Origin of the sequence: Pseudomonas sp. NFX183 (assembly GCF_047943075.1) — a bacterium.
GTDB lineage: Bacteria > Pseudomonadota > Gammaproteobacteria > Pseudomonadales > Pseudomonadaceae > Aquipseudomonas.
The window spans coordinates 2,137,749-2,158,356 of record NZ_CP181333.1 but is presented as its reverse complement, the minus strand read 5'-3'; the positions used below and the strand labels follow the sequence as shown (position 1 = coordinate 2,158,356).

The following is a 20,608-nucleotide window of genomic DNA, read 5'->3' as shown; positions in this document are numbered from 1 at the left end:
ATGTCACCAGGCCGACTCCTTATCCACCCAGCCTCTCTGTTCGAGCTGAGTCTGCATATCAACGCCTTCAGCGAAATGGGCAGTTGGTGCTGGCTCGTTGGAAACCGGAACTACCGGTTTACTAACAGGAGTTTCTGCTGCTTTTTGGCTGTGTGCAACAGGTGTGATCGCGGCCTGGGTGATCAAAGAGAGATACGATCTGTCTGCGCGACGCGCCAAATCGTAATTCATCATCTGAGCAATCTGGTCCTTCGTGGGCATCAAGTCCTCGAAGTCAGCAATCTGCAATGGATCCCCGCTTCGCAAAGCCTCTATGGGCTTGTGAAGGATGGCCATCTGATCGTCATACACCTCCTGTAGGAGCGCCGGTGTGATCGAGTCAGTGTTCTCCCAGATCGCGTGCCGTTGAGCTAGCTGAAGAAGCTTGACCAGGAAATCCGTGTCTCCTTGAGTGAGATCATAGATTTTGGAAAGGAGCTCACCCGTTAACGGAACGGGAGTTTTGGTCCAGTCGTATGCCCAAAGCTGCGACACCAAATGCGCCCAATACGGGTCACCTTCGGGAAACCTATCAAAGGCGATAGGACCCATTCCCGCCGCACGCCGGGCATTTCGCACAACACCAGAAAACAGTGGAAGCATGGCATTCGTGCCGACGTAGACCAGCGGGATACCGGCGTCATTCGATAGCTGCACGAAAAAATTGAGCAGCTTTTCGCGGTCTTTCCCGCCTCGGGATGAGCAAAGATGCTGCATCTCATCAATGATGAGAACCCCGATGAAGTAGGCCTTGCATAGCTGACTAATTTTTTGAAGCATGACGCTGATGCTGCGGCCAGTAGCGGATCTGCCTGAGTACTTCTCAATGCCCAATGCGTCATCCAACGACGAGAAGAATGCGGCGCAAAAACCGCCCAATGAGCCATCGTGCGGACAGTCGATCTTGAGCCAGACTACCTGCGTCTCGATGAAGATCTGCCGCTTATACTTACTGTGGCTGATTACTTGTGGATAAAGCCTGGCGATGGAGTTCAGCGCAGTCGTTTTACCCATGCCACTCAACCCTATCAGAGTCAAAGTTTCAGCGGTGGACATGAACCCATGCCCCTTGATCTCCGCAGAAGAAGGCAAGCGATGCCTAACGGTTGACGCATGCAATGGGTTGCGCCCGGTATACCCATATCGAATCAACTGACTGAACAAATCTTCAAGTCTGAGATGGATATGAAAAGGTACGACGACATCCTTCATTCTGTTGATGCCATGGCCACGTAGCTTCGGGTCCAAGGCTCGCTCTGCCTCATCAGGCCGAGGAGGCAAGTGTCCGATGCGCCGGACCACATCAACGTCCGACAGAATCTTCGGAAGGCACTCAATCAGTGGGTTACCGTCGTATTGAGGCATGCCAGTCAGGTTGTAATCTGCCGGCGCAAATCTGACCTTACTCATGGTTAGCCTCGTTGTCCGCGCTGATTACCAATTTCAAGAAGGCCGCGCTCCTGCCCGAGACAGGCTTTACGTAGTCTGGTTTAGGAGTTTCCATCGCGGCAGGGGACTTATCCACAAGGCGAAGCTGATTTAGATCAGCTGTATGCAGGTCGCGCTCATTTTGGGCTTCTGTGGCACGTTTCGAGCGCTTGTCACGCTTGAATTCCGCGTGCGATGTCGGATCCCCTTGGCCTTTGCGTTTGGCCTGCGCCCGCTGATGGATCTCCTCCTGGTGGCCTTGAAGGAGTGCTGCAGTGTTAGCATCCTCGTACCTACCATCAGGAGCGACCTGACTCAAAACCTTGATCATATCGAGAACCTCCTCCATACGAAGCCCGCCATACTTAGCTCGCTGCTGCGGTAAGATGGTTAAAGGCTCGAAACCCACCTCAGATTTCATCCAACAGTTCTCGATAGAGTTTGGGTCGTAGAAAACCCTTACGTACCTCGTTTTAAAGTTGTGAGATCGCTCCAACCACTCTGAGCGTATGGCGGTTTCACACGTGTACTGCATACCTTGGAAATTGATGCCTCCGCGGCTAATTCGACACTCCTGCGATGGCAGTAATGCGATCTTTAGCTCTGCCGGTGACACGATTTTCGAATTCAGAAGATTATTTGCCATTGACCAGTTCCACATGGCTATCGGCGTAGGCTCCACTTCTGCCGTGATCATCTCCCGGGTCAGGAGATGAGGGACGCGGAGGCTTTTGTTGTGAGCCAAAACACCGGCGATGACCATCTCAGTGAACTCATCGATGTCGAAGATTGCGTCGAGCTGATAGTCGCGGTCACCTCGCTCCATCTTCCGAGCGTCTACGCCACCTGGGACGAACTTCAAATCCAGTTGTCCGTTTATCAGCCGGAATCGGCTTTCAATGATGCTTTTCCAGTCAGGCCGGAACGGTGGCAAAATCTTCAATGCGGTGCCAAGTGTTTTCGTCATCGTCTCCCCAGCTTCACTGAGTAGTTCGGCGCGATCTGCGACAAGCTCTACAGGAAGATGAGAGCAAGGCCAGTCAGCTTCGTCGATTTCAATGTTGTAGCGCTTGCAATACTCTTTCTTCGGCGTACAAGCATTATAAATGGCATGTCGAGCGCCATTCCAACTAGGCCCTTCAAGACCGACATGAATACCTACAATCATTCTGGTAAAAGTATCAACCACTACATACAATACTGGCCTGCCGATCAGCCACAATCGATTTACACGATGCACTAGATAAACATCAGCAATCGTCGAGTCGATCTCGTAACGATGGCCTGCACCGATCAACCCTTGAGAGGCAGATCCAACTAACGCGCGGTGGTCTTTATTATAGCGGATTGCACCACCACTTTTCTTCAGCTTATAGAGCTCATCAAAGAATTTTTTCCCATTATGTTCAAGCTGGTTTATAGACGGGTAGCTGCCGCGAACCAGATTCCCTTTCGAACCATCGGGCTTAACCGACCTGTAAAACTTATTGAGCATCCAATCATAAGCTTTCTTTAACTTACCGCACTTGCCACTGGCAAAGCGCCCATAGGCCAAGCGAATGTGCGCGATGTGCCGCGACTCGAGCAGAATTGCACCACCGTCATCCACAACTACACCACGATATTTAAGCGGTCGACCAGGAACGATACCTGAAGCACGACTTTTTTTCTTCCCTGGTCCTCCGCACGCGCTGGTATTCCACAAAAAGGCGTTACGTGTCTGCCCCATGCTCCAATACCGATAGAGCAGCCTATAAATTTGCTTCCGGTCAACCCCCTCCATCATTGCATGATCGGCAACAAGAGCACCGAAGTTCGACGTCAAGATATCGAGGGGGGCATGGTCTTCCACCAAACAACGCACCCGCTCCCAGTTCCTATCTCTGCTGGCCTTTTCATTCTCACCGATCTCGTCATCACTTCGAAGCAAGTGCAGAGGTACCAGTTCTGGATTAATAACTGCCGCTCCGCTATTGATCTCTTCGATCAGCAAAGAGCTTACAACCCGCCATGGTTTCCTCGGCTTTAAGCCAAGTTCGATGACTAAGACAAATTCATCCTTTATGCCTAAAACCCTGACCGGCTTATTCAGAAGCCCAGAGCCTTCACCTGGAGAAACGATACAGTTAACCCCAAGACTAAGCATGACGAAGCACCTCTATTTTTGGTGTACTGGAATCGAATGACTCACTAACCCAAACTCGCAAAGGTTCAGATAAGCTTATCAACCTATCGGTGAGATCCGTCTCCAGCTTGCCTGTCCAGAGAAGATGATAAAAGAGGCGTTTAACACCCATATACTCGATAAAAATTATTCGTGAGGCTTTTTGAAGTAGTACCTTAAGTGGTAATTGTTCAGTATCACATCCCGCTATAAACTCGAGGAGGCTATTTATGTTTTTATCAGTAGGTAACGAAGGATGAATGTTCGCATAAGTTCTAAGAACGACGAGATTTGATATTTTGATTCGAGAGAGATTTTCATGGAGAACCAGTTTCCACTCTACGTTCCTCACGGCCCAGTACTTAGCTTCGATCTCGAGCTTTTCCGCCATGCGATTCTGTTCCCTTCGGTCGGCCTCCTCAAATTCCTTGCGGTATTTCACCGAGCGTGCAGCTAGCCTCGCTTCGCCCGCCGAATCTATAAACGTTATGAGGAAGTCGGTGGTCATAACCACTGGGACCTGAGTACCAGGATACACAGGGTGAAGGTAATTCAAGCTCGAAGCTATCGCCTGAGTTTCAGCTTGTGTTAGGAGCGGAAACTGCTCGCGGATGTCGATGATGGAAGGGTCATGCTCGAGGATCAGGAGATAATCGCGCTCAGCGTTGGATAGCAAATGATGACTGCGATGAAATTTCACTCCTGGTACAAGATGGGACACTCCACTCGACTTGATATCCCATATCTTGATCCAAGGCTCATAGGACTCTCTGACGCCAGATCCACGACCCGATTTGATTTTTCTATCAATTTTCTTCTGGGTCATCAGCTTCGAAGTGGCTGGTTTAGTCGCTGCAGCAGGTACAGATTTCATTTCAAGAGTCGCTCATCGTTGAGTGACCCACTCGATCGGATCGGAACGGCACAGGTAGTTGTGGCGAAATCAGGAGCGGGCTCAGCCAGGGCAGCAGTAACTGGGGTGCAGAAGGGATTGTGAACCTATATTCAAAGACTAGGCTCTGCCCCGACTAACGGCCGGGGCAGAGCCCTGTGACAACCTTTCCTAACTTGTGACAACCTTTATTCTTTTGTGACAATCTTTATTCTTGAAAAACAGTGATGCCTTACGAGTCCAACGTATTACTCCACCGTCACCGACTTCGCCAGGTTACGCGGCTGGTCCACGTCGGTGCCCTTGAGCACGGCAACGTAGTAGGACAGCAACTGCAGCGGGATGGTGTAGAGGATCGGTGACAGGGTGTCGTGGATGTGCGGCATGTTGATGACGTGGGTGCCTTCGGCGTTGGTCATGCCGGCTTTTTCGTCGGCGAACACGATCAGTTGGCCGCCGCGGGCACGCACTTCCTGCAGGTTGGATTTGAGCTTCTCCAGCAGTTCGTTGTTCGGCGCGACGGTGACCACTGGCATGTCGTCATCCACCAGGGCCAGTGGGCCGTGTTTCAGCTCACCGGCTGGGTAAGCTTCGGCGTGGATGTAGGAGATTTCCTTGAGTTTCAGCGAGCCTTCCATCGCCACCGGGTATTGCGCGCCACGGCCGAGGAACAGGGTGTGGTTTTTGTCGGCGAACAGTTCAGCGACTTTTTCCACGGTGCTGTCCATGGCCAGGGCTTCGCCGAGGCGGGTTGGCAGGCGGCGCAGTTCTTCGACCAGCGTGGCTTCGACGCCTTCGGCGAGGGTGCCGCGGACCTGGCCCAGGGACAGGGTGAGCAGCAACAAGCCAACCAGCTGGGTGGTGAAGGCTTTGGTGGAAGCCACGCCGATTTCGCGACCGGCCTGGGTCAGCAGGGTCAGGTCGGATTCGCGCACCAGCGAGCTGATGCTGACGTTGCAGATCGCCAGGCTGGCGAGGAAGCCCAGCTCTTTGGCGTTGCGCAGGGCCGCCAGGGTGTCAGCGGTTTCGCCGGACTGGGAGATGGTCACGAACAGGGTGTCGGGTTGCACCACCACCTTGCGGTAGCGGAACTCGCTGGCGACTTCGACCTGGCACGGGATGCCGGCCAGTTCTTCGAGCCAGTAACGCGCAACCATGCCGGCGTGGTAGCTGGTGCCGCAGGCGACGATCTGCACATTGCGCACTTTGGCGAACAGCTCGGCGGCTTGTGGGCCGAAGGCGTTGACCAGCACTTGGCTCTGGCTCAGGCGGCCTTCCAGGGTGCGTTGCACCACAGACGGTTGCTCGTGGATTTCCTTGAGCATGAAATGGCGGAATTCGCCTTTGTCAGCGGCTTCGGCGCCGTCGCGGTATTGCACGGCTTCGCGTTCGACGGAGTTGCCGTTGATGTCCCAGATCGCCACGCTTTCGCGGCGGATGTCGGCGATATCGCCTTCTTCCAGGTACATGAAACGGTCAGTCACCTGGCGCAGCGCCAGCTGGTCGGAGGCGAGGAAGTTTTCGCCCAGGCCCAGGCCGATCACCAATGGGCTGCCACTGCGCGCGGCAACCACGCGGTCTGGCTGGCTGGCGCTGACCACGGCCAGGCCGTAGGCGCCGTGCAGCTCTTTAACGGTGGCCTTGAGGGCGACGGTCAGGTCGCCGAGGTCCTTGAGCTTGTGGTTCAGCAGGTGGGCGATGACTTCGGTGTCGGTGTCCGAGGTGAACACGTAGCCCAGGCCTTTGAGCTGCTCGCGCAGCACTTCGTGGTTCTCGATGATGCCGTTGTGCACCACCGCCAGGTCACCGGAGAAGTGCGGGTGGGCATTGCGTTCGCACGGCGCACCGTGGGTGGCCCAACGGGTGTGGGCGATGCCGAGGCGGCCAACCAGCGGCTCGCCGAGCAGGGCTTGCTCCAGTTCACTGACCTTGCCCGGGCGACGCATACGCTCAAGCTTGCCGGCGTTGGTAAAGACCGCCACACCGGCGCTGTCGTAGCCGCGGTATTCCAGACGCTTGAGGCCTTCAAGCAGGATGGCGGTGACGTTGCGTTCAGCGACTGCGCCTACAATTCCACACATGGTTTTCTCCTAGATGATTGCCGCGCATATCAGCGTAATGCCGCGGGCTTGGATCTGGTCGCGGGCCTCAAGCGGCAGGCGATCATCGGTAATAAGGGTATGGACGCTGCTCCAGGGCAGTTCCAGGTTGGGAATCTTGCGGCCGATCTTGTCAGACTCGACCATCACCACCACTTCACGGGCGACCTCGGCCATCACGCGGCTCAGGCCCAGCAGTTCGTTGAAGGTGGTGGTACCGCGCTGCAGATCGATGCCGTCGGCGCCGATGAACAGTTGATCAAAGTCGTAGGAGCGCAGTACTTGCTCGGCCACCTGGCCCTGGAACGAGTCCGAATGCGGGTCCCAGGTGCCGCCGGTCATGAGCAGCACCGGTTCGTGTTCAAGCTCGCTCAAGGCGCTGGCAACGTGCAGGGAATTGGTCATCACCACCAGGCCGGGCTGATGGCCCAGCTCGGGGATCATGGCGGCGGTGGTGCTGCCGCTGTCGATGATGATGCGCGCGTGTTCACGCAAGCGCATCACGGCCGCACGTGCGATGGCGCGCTTGTAAGCCGAGATGGGCTGGGCGGCGTCGCCCACCAGCTCCTGAGGCATGGTGATGGCGCCCCCGTAGCGGCGCAGCAACAGGCCATTGCTTTCCAGCGCGGCCAAGTCCTTGCGGATGGTGACTTCCGACGTTTCGAAACGCTTGGCCAATTCGTCCACGCTGACTTCGCCCTGTTCATTGAGCAAGGTCAGGATGTTGTGGCGTCGTTGGGGAGTATTTCGTTTCGACATGGTGATGATAAGTTTCGTTTCGAAAGATAACGAAGGCAATCAAAACCTATTGGCGAAAGATCGTCAAGCAGCGCGAACAAAATTTTTAAGCCCACCACACCGCAAATGTGGGAGGGGGCTTGCCCCCGATAGCAGAGTGTCAGTCGATTCGTAAGCTGACTGATCTACCGCCATCGGGGGCAAGCCCCTCCCACATTGATTGTGGATAACTCAGGTCTTTTTGATTTTGACCGGGCGTTTCCAGCCGTCGATGTTGCGCTGGCGGGCGCGGGCTACGGCCAGTTGCGACTTATCCACATCCAGGTTGATGGTTGAGCCCGCAGCAGTGTTGGATCCGTCGCCGATAGTGACGGGAGCAATCAGCGAGTTATTCGAGCCGATAAATACGTCCTCGCCAATCGTCGTCTGATACTTGTTCGCACCGTCGTAGTTGCACGTAATCGCACCCGCACCGATGTTGCTGCGAGCACCAATCACCGCATCGCCCAAATAAGCCAGGTGGCCGGCCTTCGCGTCGTCGCCCATGCGCGCGTTCTTCAGTTCGACAAAGTTACCCACATGCGCCCTGACACCCAATACGCTGCCCGGACGCAAACGCGCGAACGGGCCAGCATCGCTGCCCTCGCCCATCACCGCACCGTCGATATGGCTGTTGGCTTTGATCACCACGCCTTTGCGCAAGGTGCTGTCCTTGATCACGCAGTTCGGGCCGATCACTACGTCGTCTTCGATGATCACGCGACCTTCGAGGATCACGTTGATGTCGATCAGCACATCGCGGCCGACGCTGACTTCACCGCGTACGTCGAAGCGCGCCGGATCGCGCAGGGTCACGCCTTGGGCCATCAAACGGCGAGCTTCGCGCAGCTGGTAATGACGCTCCAGCTCAGCAAGCTGCTTGCGGTCGTTGGCGCCCTGCACTTCCATGGGGTCGTGGGGCTGCTCGGTGGCGACCAGCAGGCCATCACTCACGGCCATTTCGATCACGTCAGTGAGGTAGTACTCGCCCTGGGCGTTGTTGTTGGACAGGCGGCTCATCCAGTCAGCAAGCTTATTGGCCGGCACCGCGAGAATCCCAGTGTTGCCTTCAGTGATGGCGCGCTGGGCTTCGCTGGCGTCTTTGTGCTCGACGATAGCGGCCACCTTGCCGCCCGCATCGCGCACGATGCGGCCGTAACCGGTGGGGTCATCCAATTCAACGGTGAGCAGACCCATTTGGCCGGGCACGACGTGCTTGAGCAGGCGTTGCAGGGTTTCCACTTCGATCAACGGCACGTCGCCGTAGAGGATCAGCACTGTGTCGGCGCTGATGAACGGCACGGCCTGCGCGGTGGCGTGGCCGGTGCCCAGTTGTTTGTCCTGCAACACAAAATTCAGGTCATCCGCCGCCAGGCGTTCACGCACCACATCGGCGCCGTGGCCGATCACTACGTGAATCCGCTGGGGGTCCAGTTGCCGGGCGCTGTGGATAACATGGCCGAGCATGGAATTACCCGCGACCGGGTGCAGCACCTTGGGCAGGGCCGAACGCATGCGGGTGCCCTGGCCTGCGGCGAGGATGACGATTTCAAGAGACATGAATGGCTACCAATCCTGGGCGGTCCGGCTTCAGACCAGAGAAGTGTTTTGCTAAAAAAGAAAAAGGGTAGCCGAGGCTACCCTTTTTAATCAATCGCACATGAAGCATGACGGCTGGGCCGCTTACTTCTTGCGGATCTGCTGGAGCGTGCGCAGCTGGGCTGCAGCCTCGGCCAGACGTACAGCAGCAGCGCTGTAGTCGAAGTCCGCGCCCTTTTCGTTCAGGGCCTTCTCGGCAGCCTTGACGGCTTCCTGAGCGGAGGCTTCATCCAGGTCGCCAGCACGTTGCACGGTGTCGGCAAGTACCTTGACCATGTTCGGCTGAACCTCGAGGAAACCACCAGAGATGTAAAACACCTCCTTTTCCCCGCCTTGCTTGGTCAGTGTGATCGGACCTGGCTTCAAGCTGGTGATCAACGGCGCGTGGCCCATGGCAATACCCAGGTCACCGAGTTCGCCGTGTGCAATCACCATTTCTACCAGACCGGAGAAGATTTCCCCTTCCGCGCTGACGATATCGCAATGGACTGTCATAGCCATCTGATTGCCTCAACCTGATGAGCGCCCGTTGCCGGGCGCCGGGATTACAGTTTCTTGGCTTTCTCGATCGCTTCTTCGATGCCGCCGACCATGTAGAACGCTTGTTCTGGCAGGTGGTCGTAGTCACCGTTGAGGATGCCTTTGAAGCCAGCAATGGTGTCTTTCAGGGAAACGTATTTACCCGAAGCACCGGTGAAGACTTCAGCCACGAAGAACGGCTGCGACAAGAAGCGCTGGATCTTACGAGCACGGTTTACCAACTGCTTGTCGGCTTCCGACAGCTCGTCCATACCCAGGATCGCAATGATGTCCTTCAGTTCTTTGTAACGCTGCAGCACGTACTGAACGCCGCGAGCGGTGTCGTAGTGCTCCTGGCCGATCACGTTCGGGTCCAGCTGGCGCGAAGTCGAGTCGAGTGGATCGACCGCTGGGTAGATACCCAGGGAAGCGATGTCACGGGACAGAACGACGGTGGCGTCCAAGTGGGCGAAGGTGGTCGCAGGCGACGGGTCAGTCAAGTCATCCGCAGGTACGTATACCGCTTGGATCGAGGTGATCGAACCTTCTTTGGTCGAAGTGATACGTTCTTGCAGAACGCCCATCTCTTCAGCCAGGGTCGGCTGGTAGCCTACTGCCGAAGGCATACGGCCCAGCAGCGCGGATACTTCAGTACCGGCCAAGGTGTAACGGTAGATGTTGTCGACGAACAGCAGAACGTCGTTACCTTCGTCACGGAACTTCTCGGCCATGGTCAGGCCAGTCAGTGCTACGCGCAGACGGTTTCCCGGCGGCTCGTTCATCTGACCGTAAACCAGTGCCACTTTGTCCAGAACGTTGGAGTCCTTCATCTCGTGGTAGAAGTCGTTACCCTCACGAGTACGCTCACCCACACCGGCGAACACGGAATAACCGCTGTGCTCGATGGCGATGTTACGGATCAGTTCCATCATGTTTACGGTTTTGCCTACACCGGCACCACCGAACAGACCGACTTTACCGCCTTTGGCGAACGGGCAAACCAGGTCGATAACCTTGATGCCGGTTTCCAGCAGATCGTTGCCGCCAGCTTGTTCGGCGAACGAAGGTGCTGGACGGTGAATGCCCCAGCGCTCTTCGGTGTCGATCGGGCCAGCTTCGTCAATCGGGTTGCCCAGTACGTCCATGATCCGGCCCAGGGTCGCTTTACCGACCGGTACGGAGATGGCTGCGCCAGTGTCGACAACGTCCAGACCGCGCTTCAAGCCTTCGGTGGAACCCATCGCAATGGTACGAACTACGCCGTCGCCCAGCTGCTGCTGAACTTCCAGAGTAGTTTCCGCGCCTTGTACTTTCAGCGCGTTGTAGATGCTCGGTACGCTGTCGCGTGGAAATTCCACGTCGATAACGGCGCCGATGATTTGAACGATACGTCCGCTACTCATAGCTGGATCCTCTGAATATTTGAACCGTTAAACCGCGGCAGCGCCGCCGACGATTTCCGAGATCTCTTGGGTGATCGCAGCCTGACGCGCCTTGTTGTAGATCAGCTGCAAATCGCTGATCAGATCACCGGCGTTATCGGTAGCGTTTTTCATCGCGATCATCCGCGCCGCTTGTTCAGCTGCGTTGTTCTCGACCACCGCCTGGTACACCTGCGACTCCACGTAGCGCACCATCAAGCCGTCAAGCAGCTCTTTGGCGTCTGGTTCGTAGAGGTAGTCCCAGTGGTGCTTGAGTTCCTGATCCGGAGTCGCCACCAGTGGAATCAATTGCTCCACGGTTGGCTGCTGGGTCATGGTGTTGATGAACTTGTTGGATACCACGGACAGGCGGTCAATCCGGCCTTCCAGGTACGCATCCAACATCACCTTCACACTGCCGATCAAATCATTGATCGACGGCTCTTCACCCAGGTGGCTGATAGCTGCAACGACGTTACCGCCGAAGTTACGGAAAAAGGCCGCACCCTTGCTACCAACAACACACAGATCAATCTCGACGCCGTTTTCGCGGTTTACCGCCATGTCCTTGACCAGGGCCTTGAACAGGTTGGTATTCAGACCACCGCACAAACCACGGTCACTGCTCACTACCACATAACCCACACGCTTAACGGCGCGGTCGATCATGAACGGGTGGCGGTATTCCGGGTTGGCGTTGGCCAAATGCCCAATTACCTGGCGGATACGTTCCGCATAAGGACGGCTAGCAGCCATGCGCATTTGTGCCTTGCGCATTTTGCTGACCGCCACTTTTTCCATGGCGCTGGTAATCTTTTGCGTGCTTTTGATGCTCGCAATCTTACTGCGAATCTCTTTTGCGCCTGCCATGTAACACCTATCAGGTTAGCAAGCGGGAGCCTTGCGGCTCCCGCTGCGGCTTACCAGGTTTGGGTGGCCTTGAACTTCTCGATACCGGCTTTCATGCCAGCGTCGATTTCGTCATTGAAGTCACCCTTCACGTTGATCTTGGCCAACAAGTCGGCGTGATCGCGGTTGAAGTAAGCAATCAGCGCTTGTTCAAAGCTGCCGACCTTGGTGATTTCGACGTCAGTCAGGAACCCACGCTCAGCGGCATACAGCGACAACGCCATGTCAGCGATCGACATTGGGGCGTATTGCTTCTGCTTCATCAGCTCGGTAACGCGCTGACCATGCTCAAGTTGCTTACGGGTGGCTTCGTCCAGGTCAGAAGCGAACTGGGCGAATGCCGCCAGTTCACGGTACTGAGCCAGAGCGGTACGGATACCACCGGAGAGCTTCTTGATGATCTTGGTCTGAGCGGCACCACCCACACGGGATACCGAAACACCGGCGTTCACAGCAGGACGGATCCCGGAGTTGAACATGGCCGATTCCAGGAAGATCTGACCGTCGGTGATGGAAATCACGTTGGTCGGAACGAACGCGGAAACGTCGCCAGCCTGGGTTTCGATGATCGGCAGTGCGGTCAGGGAACCGGTTTTGCCGGTCACTGCGCCGTTGGTGAACTTCTCTACGTACTCTTCGGATACGCGGGATGCGCGCTCCAGCAGACGGGAGTGGAGATAGAACACGTCGCCTGGGTAAGCTTCACGGCCTGGTGGACGGCGCAGCAGCAGGGAAATCTGGCGGTAAGCCACTGCTTGCTTGGACAGATCGTCATAAACGATCAGCGCGTCTTCACCGCGGTCGCGGAAGAATTCACCCATGGTGCAACCGGAGTACGGTGCCAGGAATTGCAGCGCAGGAGATTCCGAAGCACTGGCAGCCACGATGATCGTGTTGGCCAGGGCGCCGTTTTCTTCCAGCTTGCGAACCACGTTGGCGATGGTCGATTGCTTCTGACCAATGGCTACGTAGACGCAGAAAATGCCGCTGTCTTTCTGGTTGATGATCGCGTCGATCGCCAGAGCGGTTTTACCGATCTGACGGTCACCGATGATCAGCTCACGCTGGCCACGGCCGACCGGAATCATGGCATCGACAGCCTTGTAGCCAGTCTGTACAGGCTGGTCTACCGACTTACGCCAGATCACGCCTGGAGCAACTTTCTCGACCGCGTCGGTCTCGGTGTTGCCCAGTGGACCTTTACCGTCAACAGGGTTACCCAGTGCGTCGACTACGCGACCCAGCAGTTCCTTACCAACCGGAACTTCCAGGATGCGGCCTGTGCACTTGGCGCTCATGCCTTCAGCCAGACTGGTGTACGCGCCCAATACAACGGCACCTACGGAGTCTTGCTCCAGGTTGAGGGCCATACCGTAGACGCCGCCCGGAAACTCGATCATCTCGCCGTACATTACGTCGGCCAGACCGTGAATCCGCACGATGCCGTCAGATACGCTGACGACAGTGCCTTCGTTACGGGCTTGGGAGGTCACATCGAGCTTGTCGATGCGGCCCTTGATAATTTCACTTATTTCGGAAGGATTGAGTTGCTGCATTGCTCTGCTGCCCCTTCAAACTCAAGATTTCAATGCTTCGGCAAGTTTCGCGATTTTGCCGCGAATCGAGCCATCGATAACCAGGTCGCCGGCACGGATAACAACACCCCCAATCAGGGATGCGTCCTCCGAAGCTTGCAGGCGCACTTCCCGATTGAGTCGTGCACTGAGAACCTTGGCGAGTTTGTCTTGCTGTTCTTGGTTCAATGCAAAAGCACTGGTCACTTCAACGTCTACCGACTTCTCTTCTTCGGCCTTGTACAGGTCGAACAGAGCGGCGATCTCCGGCAATAGCGAGAGACGGTCGTTTTCGGCAACGACGTGAATGAAGTTCTGCACTTTCACATCAAACTTGTCGCCGCACACTTCAATAAAAGTGGCGGCCTTGTCTGCGCTCGTCAGGCGCGGGGCCTTGAGCACGCGCTGCATGGTGTCGTCTTGCGACACTGCTGCAGCCAGGCCGAGCATGGCTGACCAAGAGGCCAGCTGCTGGTGGGCCTGGGCGTGCTCGAAGGCTGCCTTAGCGTAAGGTCGGGCCAACGTGGTCAGTTCTGCCATGATCGCCCTCGCTTAAATTTCAGCAGCCAGTTTGTTAACCAGCTCCGCGTGCGCGTTTTGATCGATTGTGGCACCGAGGATCTTCTCAGCACCGCCGACCGCCAGAGCACCCAGTTGGGCACGCAGCGCGTCTTTGACGCCGTTCAGTTCCTGTTCGATCTCGGCATGAGCCGAAGCCTTCACACGGTCAGCTTCGACGCGGGCTTTATCAACAGCCTCTTCGACGATCTGGTTACCGCGCTTCTTGGCTTGCTCAATGATTTCAGCTGCCTGTGCTTTAGCTTCGCGCAGTTGATGACCCGCTTTCTCTTGGGCCAACTCCAGGTCGCGAGCTGCACGGGTGGCAGCGTCCAAGCCGTCTGCGATCTTCTTCTGACGTTCGTGCAAAGCCGCGATGACCGGAGGCCACACGAACTTCATGCAAAACACTACAAAAATGAAGAACGCAACGGATTGGCCAATCAGGGTTGCATTAATGTTCACGCCAACACCTCGCTCATTCGTTGTCCATCACCCCAATCAACTCGAAAAATTCGAGTGATTAGCCAGCGAGTTGACCAACGAAAGGGTTCGCGAAGGTGAAGAACAGAGCGATACCAACGCCGATCATGGTCACGGCGTCGAGCAGGCCGGCGACGATGAACATTTTAACTTGCAGCATTGGAACCATTTCTGGCTGACGCGCTGCGCCTTCCAGGAATTTGCCGCCCAGCAGGCCGAAACCAATGGCAGTACCCAGGGCGCCCAGGCCGATCAACAGTGCAACAGCGATAGCGGTTAGACCAACTACAGTTTCCATCTTTCCTCCCGACTTTTACGTCGTATGGTTTAGGTTTTTTAGATTTTAAAGCGGTAAAACAAATCGTTTCATAGCCCGGTAGGGCCCACCTTCCCGTGTTACCGGGAAGGACATCAGACTAGTCGAGACTGGTCTTAATGGTTCTCTTCGTGCGCCATCGACAGGTAGACGATGGTCAGCATCATGAAGATGAAGGCCTGCAGGGTAATGATCAGGATGTGGAACACAGCCCACGCCCACTGCAGAACTACGCCCAGGCCGCTAAGCCAGAGCAGACCACTGCCGAACATCACAGCGATCAGAATGAACACCAGCTCGCCGGCATACATGTTGCCGAACAGTCGCAGGGCCAGGGAAATCGGCTTGGCGACCAGCGTTACGAACTCCAGCAGGAAGTTCACCGGGATCAGCAGGGCTTGAACAAAGATGTTCTTGCTGCCGAACGGGTGCAGGGTCAGTTCGCCGATGAAGCCGCCGATGCCCTTGACCTTGATGCTGTAGAAAATGATCAACGCAAACACCGACAGGGCCATGCCCAGGGTGGCGTTAGGGTCCGTGGTGGAAACCGCACGGAATGGAATGTGGTGATCGCCGGTGATCAGGATGGCCAGCTGAGGAATCCAGTCGACCGGAATCAGGTCGACGGCGTTCATCAGGAACACCCAGACGAAGATGGTCAGTGCCAGCGGTGCAATCACCGGGCTACGGCCATGGAAGCTGTCTTTCACGCTGCCATCGACGAATTCGACCAATACTTCAACGAAGTTCTGCAAAGCACCCGGCTGACCGGAAGTCGCCTTCTTTGCCGCCATGCGGAAAATCAGGACGAAGATCAGACCCAATGCGACAGACCAACCCAGAGTATCCAGGTGGAATGCCCAGAAGCCCATTTCTTTGGCTTCTGCTGCGGTGTGGGCGAAGCCCCAGCCGCCGTTGGGAAGCTGACCGAAGGTCAGGTTCTGCAAGTGGTGCTGGATATAGCCCGAAGCGGTTGTTTCTGCCATGGTTGCCTCAAACGCCCTAAGGTTTCGAAAGTCTTGTTTTCATTAGCAGGGGAGCGAACCAGCTGACCAGTTGGGTCAACACGAAGACGCCGAATACAGCCAGCGGCGCCAATGGCTTCACACCTGCAAAGGTCAGTGCAAACAGCACTGCCGTCAAAATCAGTTTCCCTGCTTCGCCGGCATAAAAAGACCGGACGATAGCCTGGGCTGCTCGGGCGCCGGAAAACCGAAAGGCCCTGTGAGCAAAATACATATTGGGCAGCAAGGCTATCAGTCCTCCGCAGAGTCCTGAATATCCGGCTACGACTCCATGCCAATACCAAAGCGCCAATGCGGCGATCAGCAAAATGACAAATTGAGCCAATAAAACCGGGAAAACGGCCAAGCGATGGAACGGCAACGTGTTTGGCGTGCGGGTTTCCATCACTCTTGCTCCTCAATGGTCGGCTGCCGAGAATCAATAACTTGGCATAATTTGTGCCGACAAAATGCGCGCAGAGTATAGGGGCGGTTCAGCCCCTATTCAACTGTCGGGTAGTGTTTTCCGATCGCGCGCTACATAAGCAAATGTTTCAGCGGATGTGGGCAAGGACGCCCTGAAGCTCATCGAGTGAGTTATACCCGATGACCAATTGCCCTTTGCCTTTCTTGCCGTGGCGGATTTGCACCGCAGAGCCCAGCCGCTCGGCCAGGCGCTGCTCGAGGCGCGCAATATCCGGATCAGGTTTGGCCGTTTCGACCGGTGCAGGTTTACCGCTGAGCCACTGGCGAACCAACGCCTCAGTCTGACGAACGGTGAGGCCGCGTGCGACAACGTGTCGCGCCCCTTCAACCTGTTGATTTTCCGGTAAACCGAGCAAAGCACGGGCATGACCCATTTCCAGGTCGCCGTGGGACAGCATGGTCTTGATGACTTCCGGCAGCGCGATCAGGCGCAACAAGTTGGACACGGTGACGCGGGACTTGCCCACCGCATCCGCGACTTCCTGCTGCGTCAGTTTGAATTCCTGCTGCAAGCGCTGCAGCGCGATTGCTTCCTCGATGGGATTGAGGTCTTCACGCTGAATGTTCTCGATCAATGCCATGGCGATCGCGGTTTCGTCCGGCACATCGCGCACCATCGCCGGGATAGTGTCCTTGCCGGCCTGCTGGCTGGCGCGCCAGCGGCGTTCGCCAGCGATGATCTCAAAGCGGCCGCCGCCAATCGGGCGCACCACGATCGGCTGCATCACGCCTTGGGCTTTGATCGAATTGGCCAGTTCCTCCAGCGCCTGTGGATCCATGTCCCGGCGCGGCTGGTATTTGCCGCGCTGGATCAGGTCCAGCGGCAGGTGCTGCAGCTCGCGCTCGTCGGCCTGCACGGCTTGTTCTTCAAGCGAAGTGACAGTCGGACCACTCAGCAGTGCATCCAGTCCACGTCCGAGACCTCGTTTCTTGACGGCCATGGGGATTCCTTAAGTTGGCTGGGCTGCAGCGGTGCGTGAGTTGCGGCGTTGACGGCGAACCATCTCGCCGGCCAGTGCCAGGTAGGCAATGGCGCCGCGAGATGACTTGTCGTACGCCAGCGCGGGCATGCCATAGCTTGGCGCTTCGGCCAAACGGATGTTACGTGGGATCACCGTGTCGTAAAGCTGATCGCCAAAGTGTTCCTTGAGCTGGGCCGACACATCATTCATCAAGCTCAGGCGCGGATCGTACATGGTCCGCAACAGGCCTTCGATTTGCAGGTTCGGGTTAAGCAACTCTGCGATACGCTTGATGTTATCCACAAGGTCACTCAAGCCTTCGAGCGCGAAGTACTCGCACTGCATGGGGATAATCACCCCATCGGCTGCTACCAAGGCGTTCAACGTCAGCATCGACAGCGACGGTGGGCAGTCGATCAAAATGTAGTCGTAATTCTCGCGGATCGGCGCCAGGGCGCTGCGCAGACGGCTTTCTTTCATCTGCATTTCCAGCAGCACCACTTCGGCCGCGGTCAAATCGCGGTTGGCCGGCAGCAGTTGATAACCACCGTGCTCGGAATAGTGCATGGCCTGGGCCAGGTCGCACTCGCCAATCAGCAAGTCGTAGACCGAGTTTTCCAGGCCGTGTTTATCCACACCGCTACCCATGGTGGCGTTGCCCTGTGGATCGAGATCGATCAACAGCACCCGGCGCTTGGTAGCGACCAGGGATGCTGCGAGGTTGATGCAGGTGGTGGTTTTGCCCACGCCACCTTTCTGGTTCGCTATCGCGAATACCTTAGCCATTCTTGCTTGTGTTCCCAATCATGCCGTGCGGCGCAGTATCAGCAGATGGCGTTGGCCTTGGCAACCGGGTACGGCCAAGGCGTGTTCGCTATCGAGGTGGAAGTCTGCCGGCAATGCTAACAGCTCGTCGCTTGGATGAACGCCCTTCATTGCCAGCCAACGGGTGTCGCGGTCGCCTAAGTGGCGGGTCCAGTTGCTGAAGTTCTCCATGCTGCTGAATGCCCGGGAAACAATCCCGTTGAAAGGCTGTTCAGGCACGAAGGCTTCGACGCGACTGTGGATAACATTCAGGTTATCCAGCTTGAGTTCGAGTTTGACCTGGGTCAGGAAGCGGGTTTTCTTGCCATTGCTGTCCAGACATGTCACTTGCGACTCTGGAAACAGGATGGCCAGCGGAATGCCAGGCATGCCGCCGCCGCTGCCAACGTCCAACCAACGGCCGTTTTCGATAAACGGCATCACGCTGAGGCTGTCGAGCAGGTGGCGCGAGACCATTTCGTCCGGGTCGCGCACTGCTGTCAGGTTGTAAGCCTTGTTCCATTTGATCAACAGGGCCAGATAGCCCAGCAGCAAGTCGTGCTGTGCATCGGTCAGGTCCACGCCCAACTGGCGTGCACCTGTGGATAACTCTTCGGCGTGTTGCGAGGTGACCAACGAACTCAAGCGCTTTGCTCCAACTGACGGCCCGCGCCGCGTTTTTTCAAATGAATCATCAACAGCGAAATGGCTGCCGGCGTGACCCCAGGAATACGTGAAGCCTGGCCGAGTGTTTCCGGCCGAGTTATCCCCAGCTTGCTTTGGATTTCTTTCGACAACCCGGAAATCCCGGTGTAGTCGATGTCCACAGGCAGTTTGGTGTCTTCACTGGCGCGCAAGCGGGCGATCTCGTCCTGCTGGCGGTCAATGTAACCGGCGTATTTGGTCTTGATCTCAACCTGCTCGGCGACTTGTGGGTCTTCGGCACCGTGACCGGTCACTTCAACCAGGCCAGCGTAGTCGATTTCCGGGCGGGACAGCAGGTTCAGCAAGTTGTATTCGTGGGTCAGCGGCGTGCCGAATTTTTCGGCAATCGCGTCGCCTTGCTCGGTGCCGGGGCGAACCCAGGTACTTTTCAGGCGCTGCTCTTCCAGCGTGATGCTTTCGCGTTTTTTGCAGAAGGCGGCCCAGCGTGCGTCATCGACCAAGCCCAGCTCGCGGCCTTTTTCGGTCAGGCGCAGGTCGGCGTTGTCTTCGCGCAGGATCAGGCGGTATTCGGCCCGGGACGTAAACATCCGGTACGGTTCCTGAGTCCCGAGAGTAATCAGGTCATCGACCAATACACCGATGTACGCCTCGTCGCGACGCGGGCACCAGCTGTCTTTGCCTTGCGCGCGCAGTGCCGCGTTGGTTCCGGCCAGCAAACCTTGGGCGCCAGCCTCTTCGTAACCGGTGGTGCCGTTGATTTGCCCGGCGAAGAACAGGCCGCCGATCACTTTGGTTTCGAGGCTGTATTTCAGGTCACGCGGGTCGAAGTAGTCGTACTCGATGGCGTAGCCCGGACGCACGATGTGCGCGTTTTCCATGCCGCGAATCGATTGCACGATCTGGATTTGCACGTCGAACGGCAACGACGTGGAAATCCCGTTCGGGTACAGCTCGTGGGTGGTCAAGCCTTCGGGCTCGATGAAGACCTGGTGGCTCTCCTTGTCGGCAAAGCGGTGAATCTTGTCTTCGATCGATGGGCAATAACGCGGGCCAATGCCTTCGATCACACCGGAATACATCGGCGAACGGTCGAGGTTCGCGGCAATGATTTCGTGGGTGCGGGCGTTGGTGTGGGTAATCCAGCAGCTGACCTGTTTCGGGTGCTGTTCTTTGGCGCCCATGAACGACATCACTGGGATTGGCGTATCGCCGGCTTGTTCGGTCATCACCGAGAAATCCACAGAACGCCCGTCGATACGCGGCGGGGTCCCGGTTTTCAAGCGGCCGACACGCAACGGCAATTCACGCAGGCGTTTTGCCAGGGCAATCGACGGCGGATCACCGGCGCGGCCGCCCGAATAATTCTGCATGCCAATGTGGATAAGTCCGCCGAGGAAGGTACCGGTGGTCAGCACCACGGATTCTGCGAAGAAACGCAGGCCCATTTGGGTGACAACACCGCGTACCTGGTCTTGTTCGACGATCAGGTCATCCGCTGCTTGCTGAAATATCCACAGGTTCGGCTGGTTTTCCAGGGTTTCACGCACCGCGGCCTTGTAGAGGATGCGGTCAGCTTGTGCCCGGGTAGCCCTAACGGCTGGGCCTTTGCGGCTGTTGAGCACGCGAAATTGAATGCCACCTTTGTCGGTAGCCATGGCCATCACACCGCCAAGGGCATCGATTTCCTTGACCAGATGGCTTTTGCCGATCCCACCAATGGCGGGGTTGCAACTCATGGCACCGAGGGTTTCCACGTTGTGCGTCAGCAACAGGGTTTTTACACCCATGCGTGCTGAGGCCAGTGCTGCCTCGGTACCGGCATGACCGCCGCCGATGACGATCACTTCAAAACGGGAAGGGAAATCCACCACGCACCTCGTGCCTGCTTATGTAGGTAATCAGGAATTG

The 20,608-nt window shown here is 56.6% G+C and carries 19 protein-coding genes; all 19 read right to left on the bottom strand.

What is annotated here, in order from left to right; genetic code table 11:
- Positions 1-3: 3 nt before the first annotated feature.
- The 19 genes from ACM530_RS09920 to mnmG all read right to left on the bottom strand — a co-directional run bounded on the left by ACM530_RS09920 (position 4) and on the right by mnmG (position 20,568).
- A complete protein-coding gene (locus ACM530_RS09920; RefSeq protein ID WP_416364684.1) occupies positions 4-1,449 on the bottom strand; it encodes an ATP-binding protein in 1,446 nt (481 codons plus the stop codon).
- Positions 1,442-3,613, bottom strand: coding sequence for a transposase (locus ACM530_RS09915; RefSeq protein WP_416364683.1), 2,172 nt, complete (start codon positions 3,611-3,613; stop codon positions 1,442-1,444). The genes ACM530_RS09920 and ACM530_RS09915 overlap by 8 nt, the downstream gene beginning before the upstream one ends.
- A complete protein-coding gene (locus tag ACM530_RS09910; protein WP_416364682.1) occupies positions 3,606-4,505 on the bottom strand; it encodes a TnsA endonuclease N-terminal domain-containing protein in 900 nt (299 codons plus the stop codon). Before ACM530_RS09910 ends, ACM530_RS09915 begins: the two co-directional genes overlap by 8 nt.
- Before the next feature lie 266 nt (positions 4,506-4,771).
- Positions 4,772-6,604 carry a glutamine--fructose-6-phosphate transaminase (isomerizing) gene (gene glmS, locus ACM530_RS09905; RefSeq protein ID WP_416364681.1) on the bottom strand — a complete coding sequence of 611 codons (1,833 nt, stop codon included), beginning with the start codon at positions 6,602-6,604 and terminating at the stop codon, positions 4,772-4,774.
- 9 nt (positions 6,605-6,613) lie between these two features.
- Positions 6,614-7,381 carry a DeoR/GlpR family DNA-binding transcription regulator gene (locus ACM530_RS09900; protein ID WP_106575964.1) on the bottom strand — a complete coding sequence of 256 codons (768 nt, stop codon included), beginning with the start codon at positions 7,379-7,381 and terminating at the stop codon, positions 6,614-6,616.
- 210 nt (positions 7,382-7,591) lie between these two features.
- Positions 7,592-8,959: a bifunctional UDP-N-acetylglucosamine diphosphorylase/glucosamine-1-phosphate N-acetyltransferase GlmU gene (gene glmU / locus ACM530_RS09895; RefSeq protein ID WP_416364680.1), complete on the bottom strand. Its 1,368-nt coding sequence runs from the start codon at positions 8,957-8,959 to the stop codon at positions 7,592-7,594.
- A 123-nt stretch (positions 8,960-9,082) separates the two neighbouring features.
- Entirely contained in the window at positions 9,083-9,499 is a 417-nt protein-coding gene (locus ACM530_RS09890) for a F0F1 ATP synthase subunit epsilon (protein WP_003177061.1), read from the bottom strand.
- A 44-nt stretch (positions 9,500-9,543) separates the two neighbouring features.
- On the bottom strand, positions 9,544-10,920 hold the full coding sequence (gene atpD, locus ACM530_RS09885) for a F0F1 ATP synthase subunit beta (RefSeq protein WP_017135118.1): 1,377 nt from the start codon (positions 10,918-10,920) through the stop codon (positions 9,544-9,546).
- Positions 10,921-10,947: 27 nt separating this feature from the next.
- Positions 10,948-11,808, bottom strand: a complete 861-nt coding sequence (atpG, locus tag ACM530_RS09880) for a F0F1 ATP synthase subunit gamma (protein WP_003233565.1) — start codon at positions 11,806-11,808, stop codon at positions 10,948-10,950.
- 50 nt (positions 11,809-11,858) lie between these two features.
- The gene (gene atpA / locus ACM530_RS09875; RefSeq protein WP_017135120.1) at positions 11,859-13,403 is read right to left on the bottom strand and encodes a F0F1 ATP synthase subunit alpha; all 1,545 of its coding nucleotides are present in this window, start codon (positions 13,401-13,403) and stop codon (positions 11,859-11,861) included.
- Between the two features lie 21 nt (positions 13,404-13,424).
- Positions 13,425-13,961 (bottom strand): F0F1 ATP synthase subunit delta, encoded by a 537-nt coding sequence (locus ACM530_RS09870; RefSeq protein ID WP_145158401.1) that lies wholly within the window; start codon positions 13,959-13,961, stop codon positions 13,425-13,427.
- A 12-nt stretch (positions 13,962-13,973) separates the two neighbouring features.
- Entirely contained in the window at positions 13,974-14,444 is a 471-nt protein-coding gene (locus ACM530_RS09865; protein WP_016970692.1) for a F0F1 ATP synthase subunit B, read from the bottom strand.
- Between the two features lie 58 nt (positions 14,445-14,502).
- Positions 14,503-14,760, bottom strand: a complete 258-nt coding sequence (gene atpE / locus ACM530_RS09860; protein ID WP_002555987.1) for a F0F1 ATP synthase subunit C — start codon at positions 14,758-14,760, stop codon at positions 14,503-14,505.
- A gap of 134 nt (positions 14,761-14,894) precedes the next feature.
- Positions 14,895-15,764: a F0F1 ATP synthase subunit A gene (gene atpB, locus ACM530_RS09855; protein WP_017848936.1), complete on the bottom strand. Its 870-nt coding sequence runs from the start codon at positions 15,762-15,764 to the stop codon at positions 14,895-14,897.
- 16 nt (positions 15,765-15,780) lie between these two features.
- Positions 15,781-16,188: a F0F1 ATP synthase subunit I gene (locus ACM530_RS09850; RefSeq protein WP_010565865.1), complete on the bottom strand. Its 408-nt coding sequence runs from the start codon at positions 16,186-16,188 to the stop codon at positions 15,781-15,783.
- A 148-nt stretch (positions 16,189-16,336) separates the two neighbouring features.
- Positions 16,337-17,209 carry a ParB/RepB/Spo0J family partition protein gene (locus ACM530_RS09845; protein ID WP_094949087.1) on the bottom strand — a complete coding sequence of 291 codons (873 nt, stop codon included), beginning with the start codon at positions 17,207-17,209 and terminating at the stop codon, positions 16,337-16,339.
- A 9-nt stretch (positions 17,210-17,218) separates the two neighbouring features.
- Entirely contained in the window at positions 17,219-18,016 is a 798-nt protein-coding gene (locus ACM530_RS09840; protein ID WP_017477894.1) for a ParA family protein, read from the bottom strand.
- Positions 18,017-18,034: 18 nt separating this feature from the next.
- A complete protein-coding gene (gene rsmG / locus ACM530_RS09835; protein ID WP_145158405.1) occupies positions 18,035-18,679 on the bottom strand; it encodes a 16S rRNA (guanine(527)-N(7))-methyltransferase RsmG in 645 nt (214 codons plus the stop codon).
- On the bottom strand, positions 18,676-20,568 hold the full coding sequence (gene mnmG / locus ACM530_RS09830; RefSeq protein WP_416364679.1) for a tRNA uridine-5-carboxymethylaminomethyl(34) synthesis enzyme MnmG: 1,893 nt from the start codon (positions 20,566-20,568) through the stop codon (positions 18,676-18,678). Before mnmG ends, rsmG begins: the two co-directional genes overlap by 4 nt.
- Between the last annotated feature and the right edge of the window lie 40 nt (positions 20,569-20,608).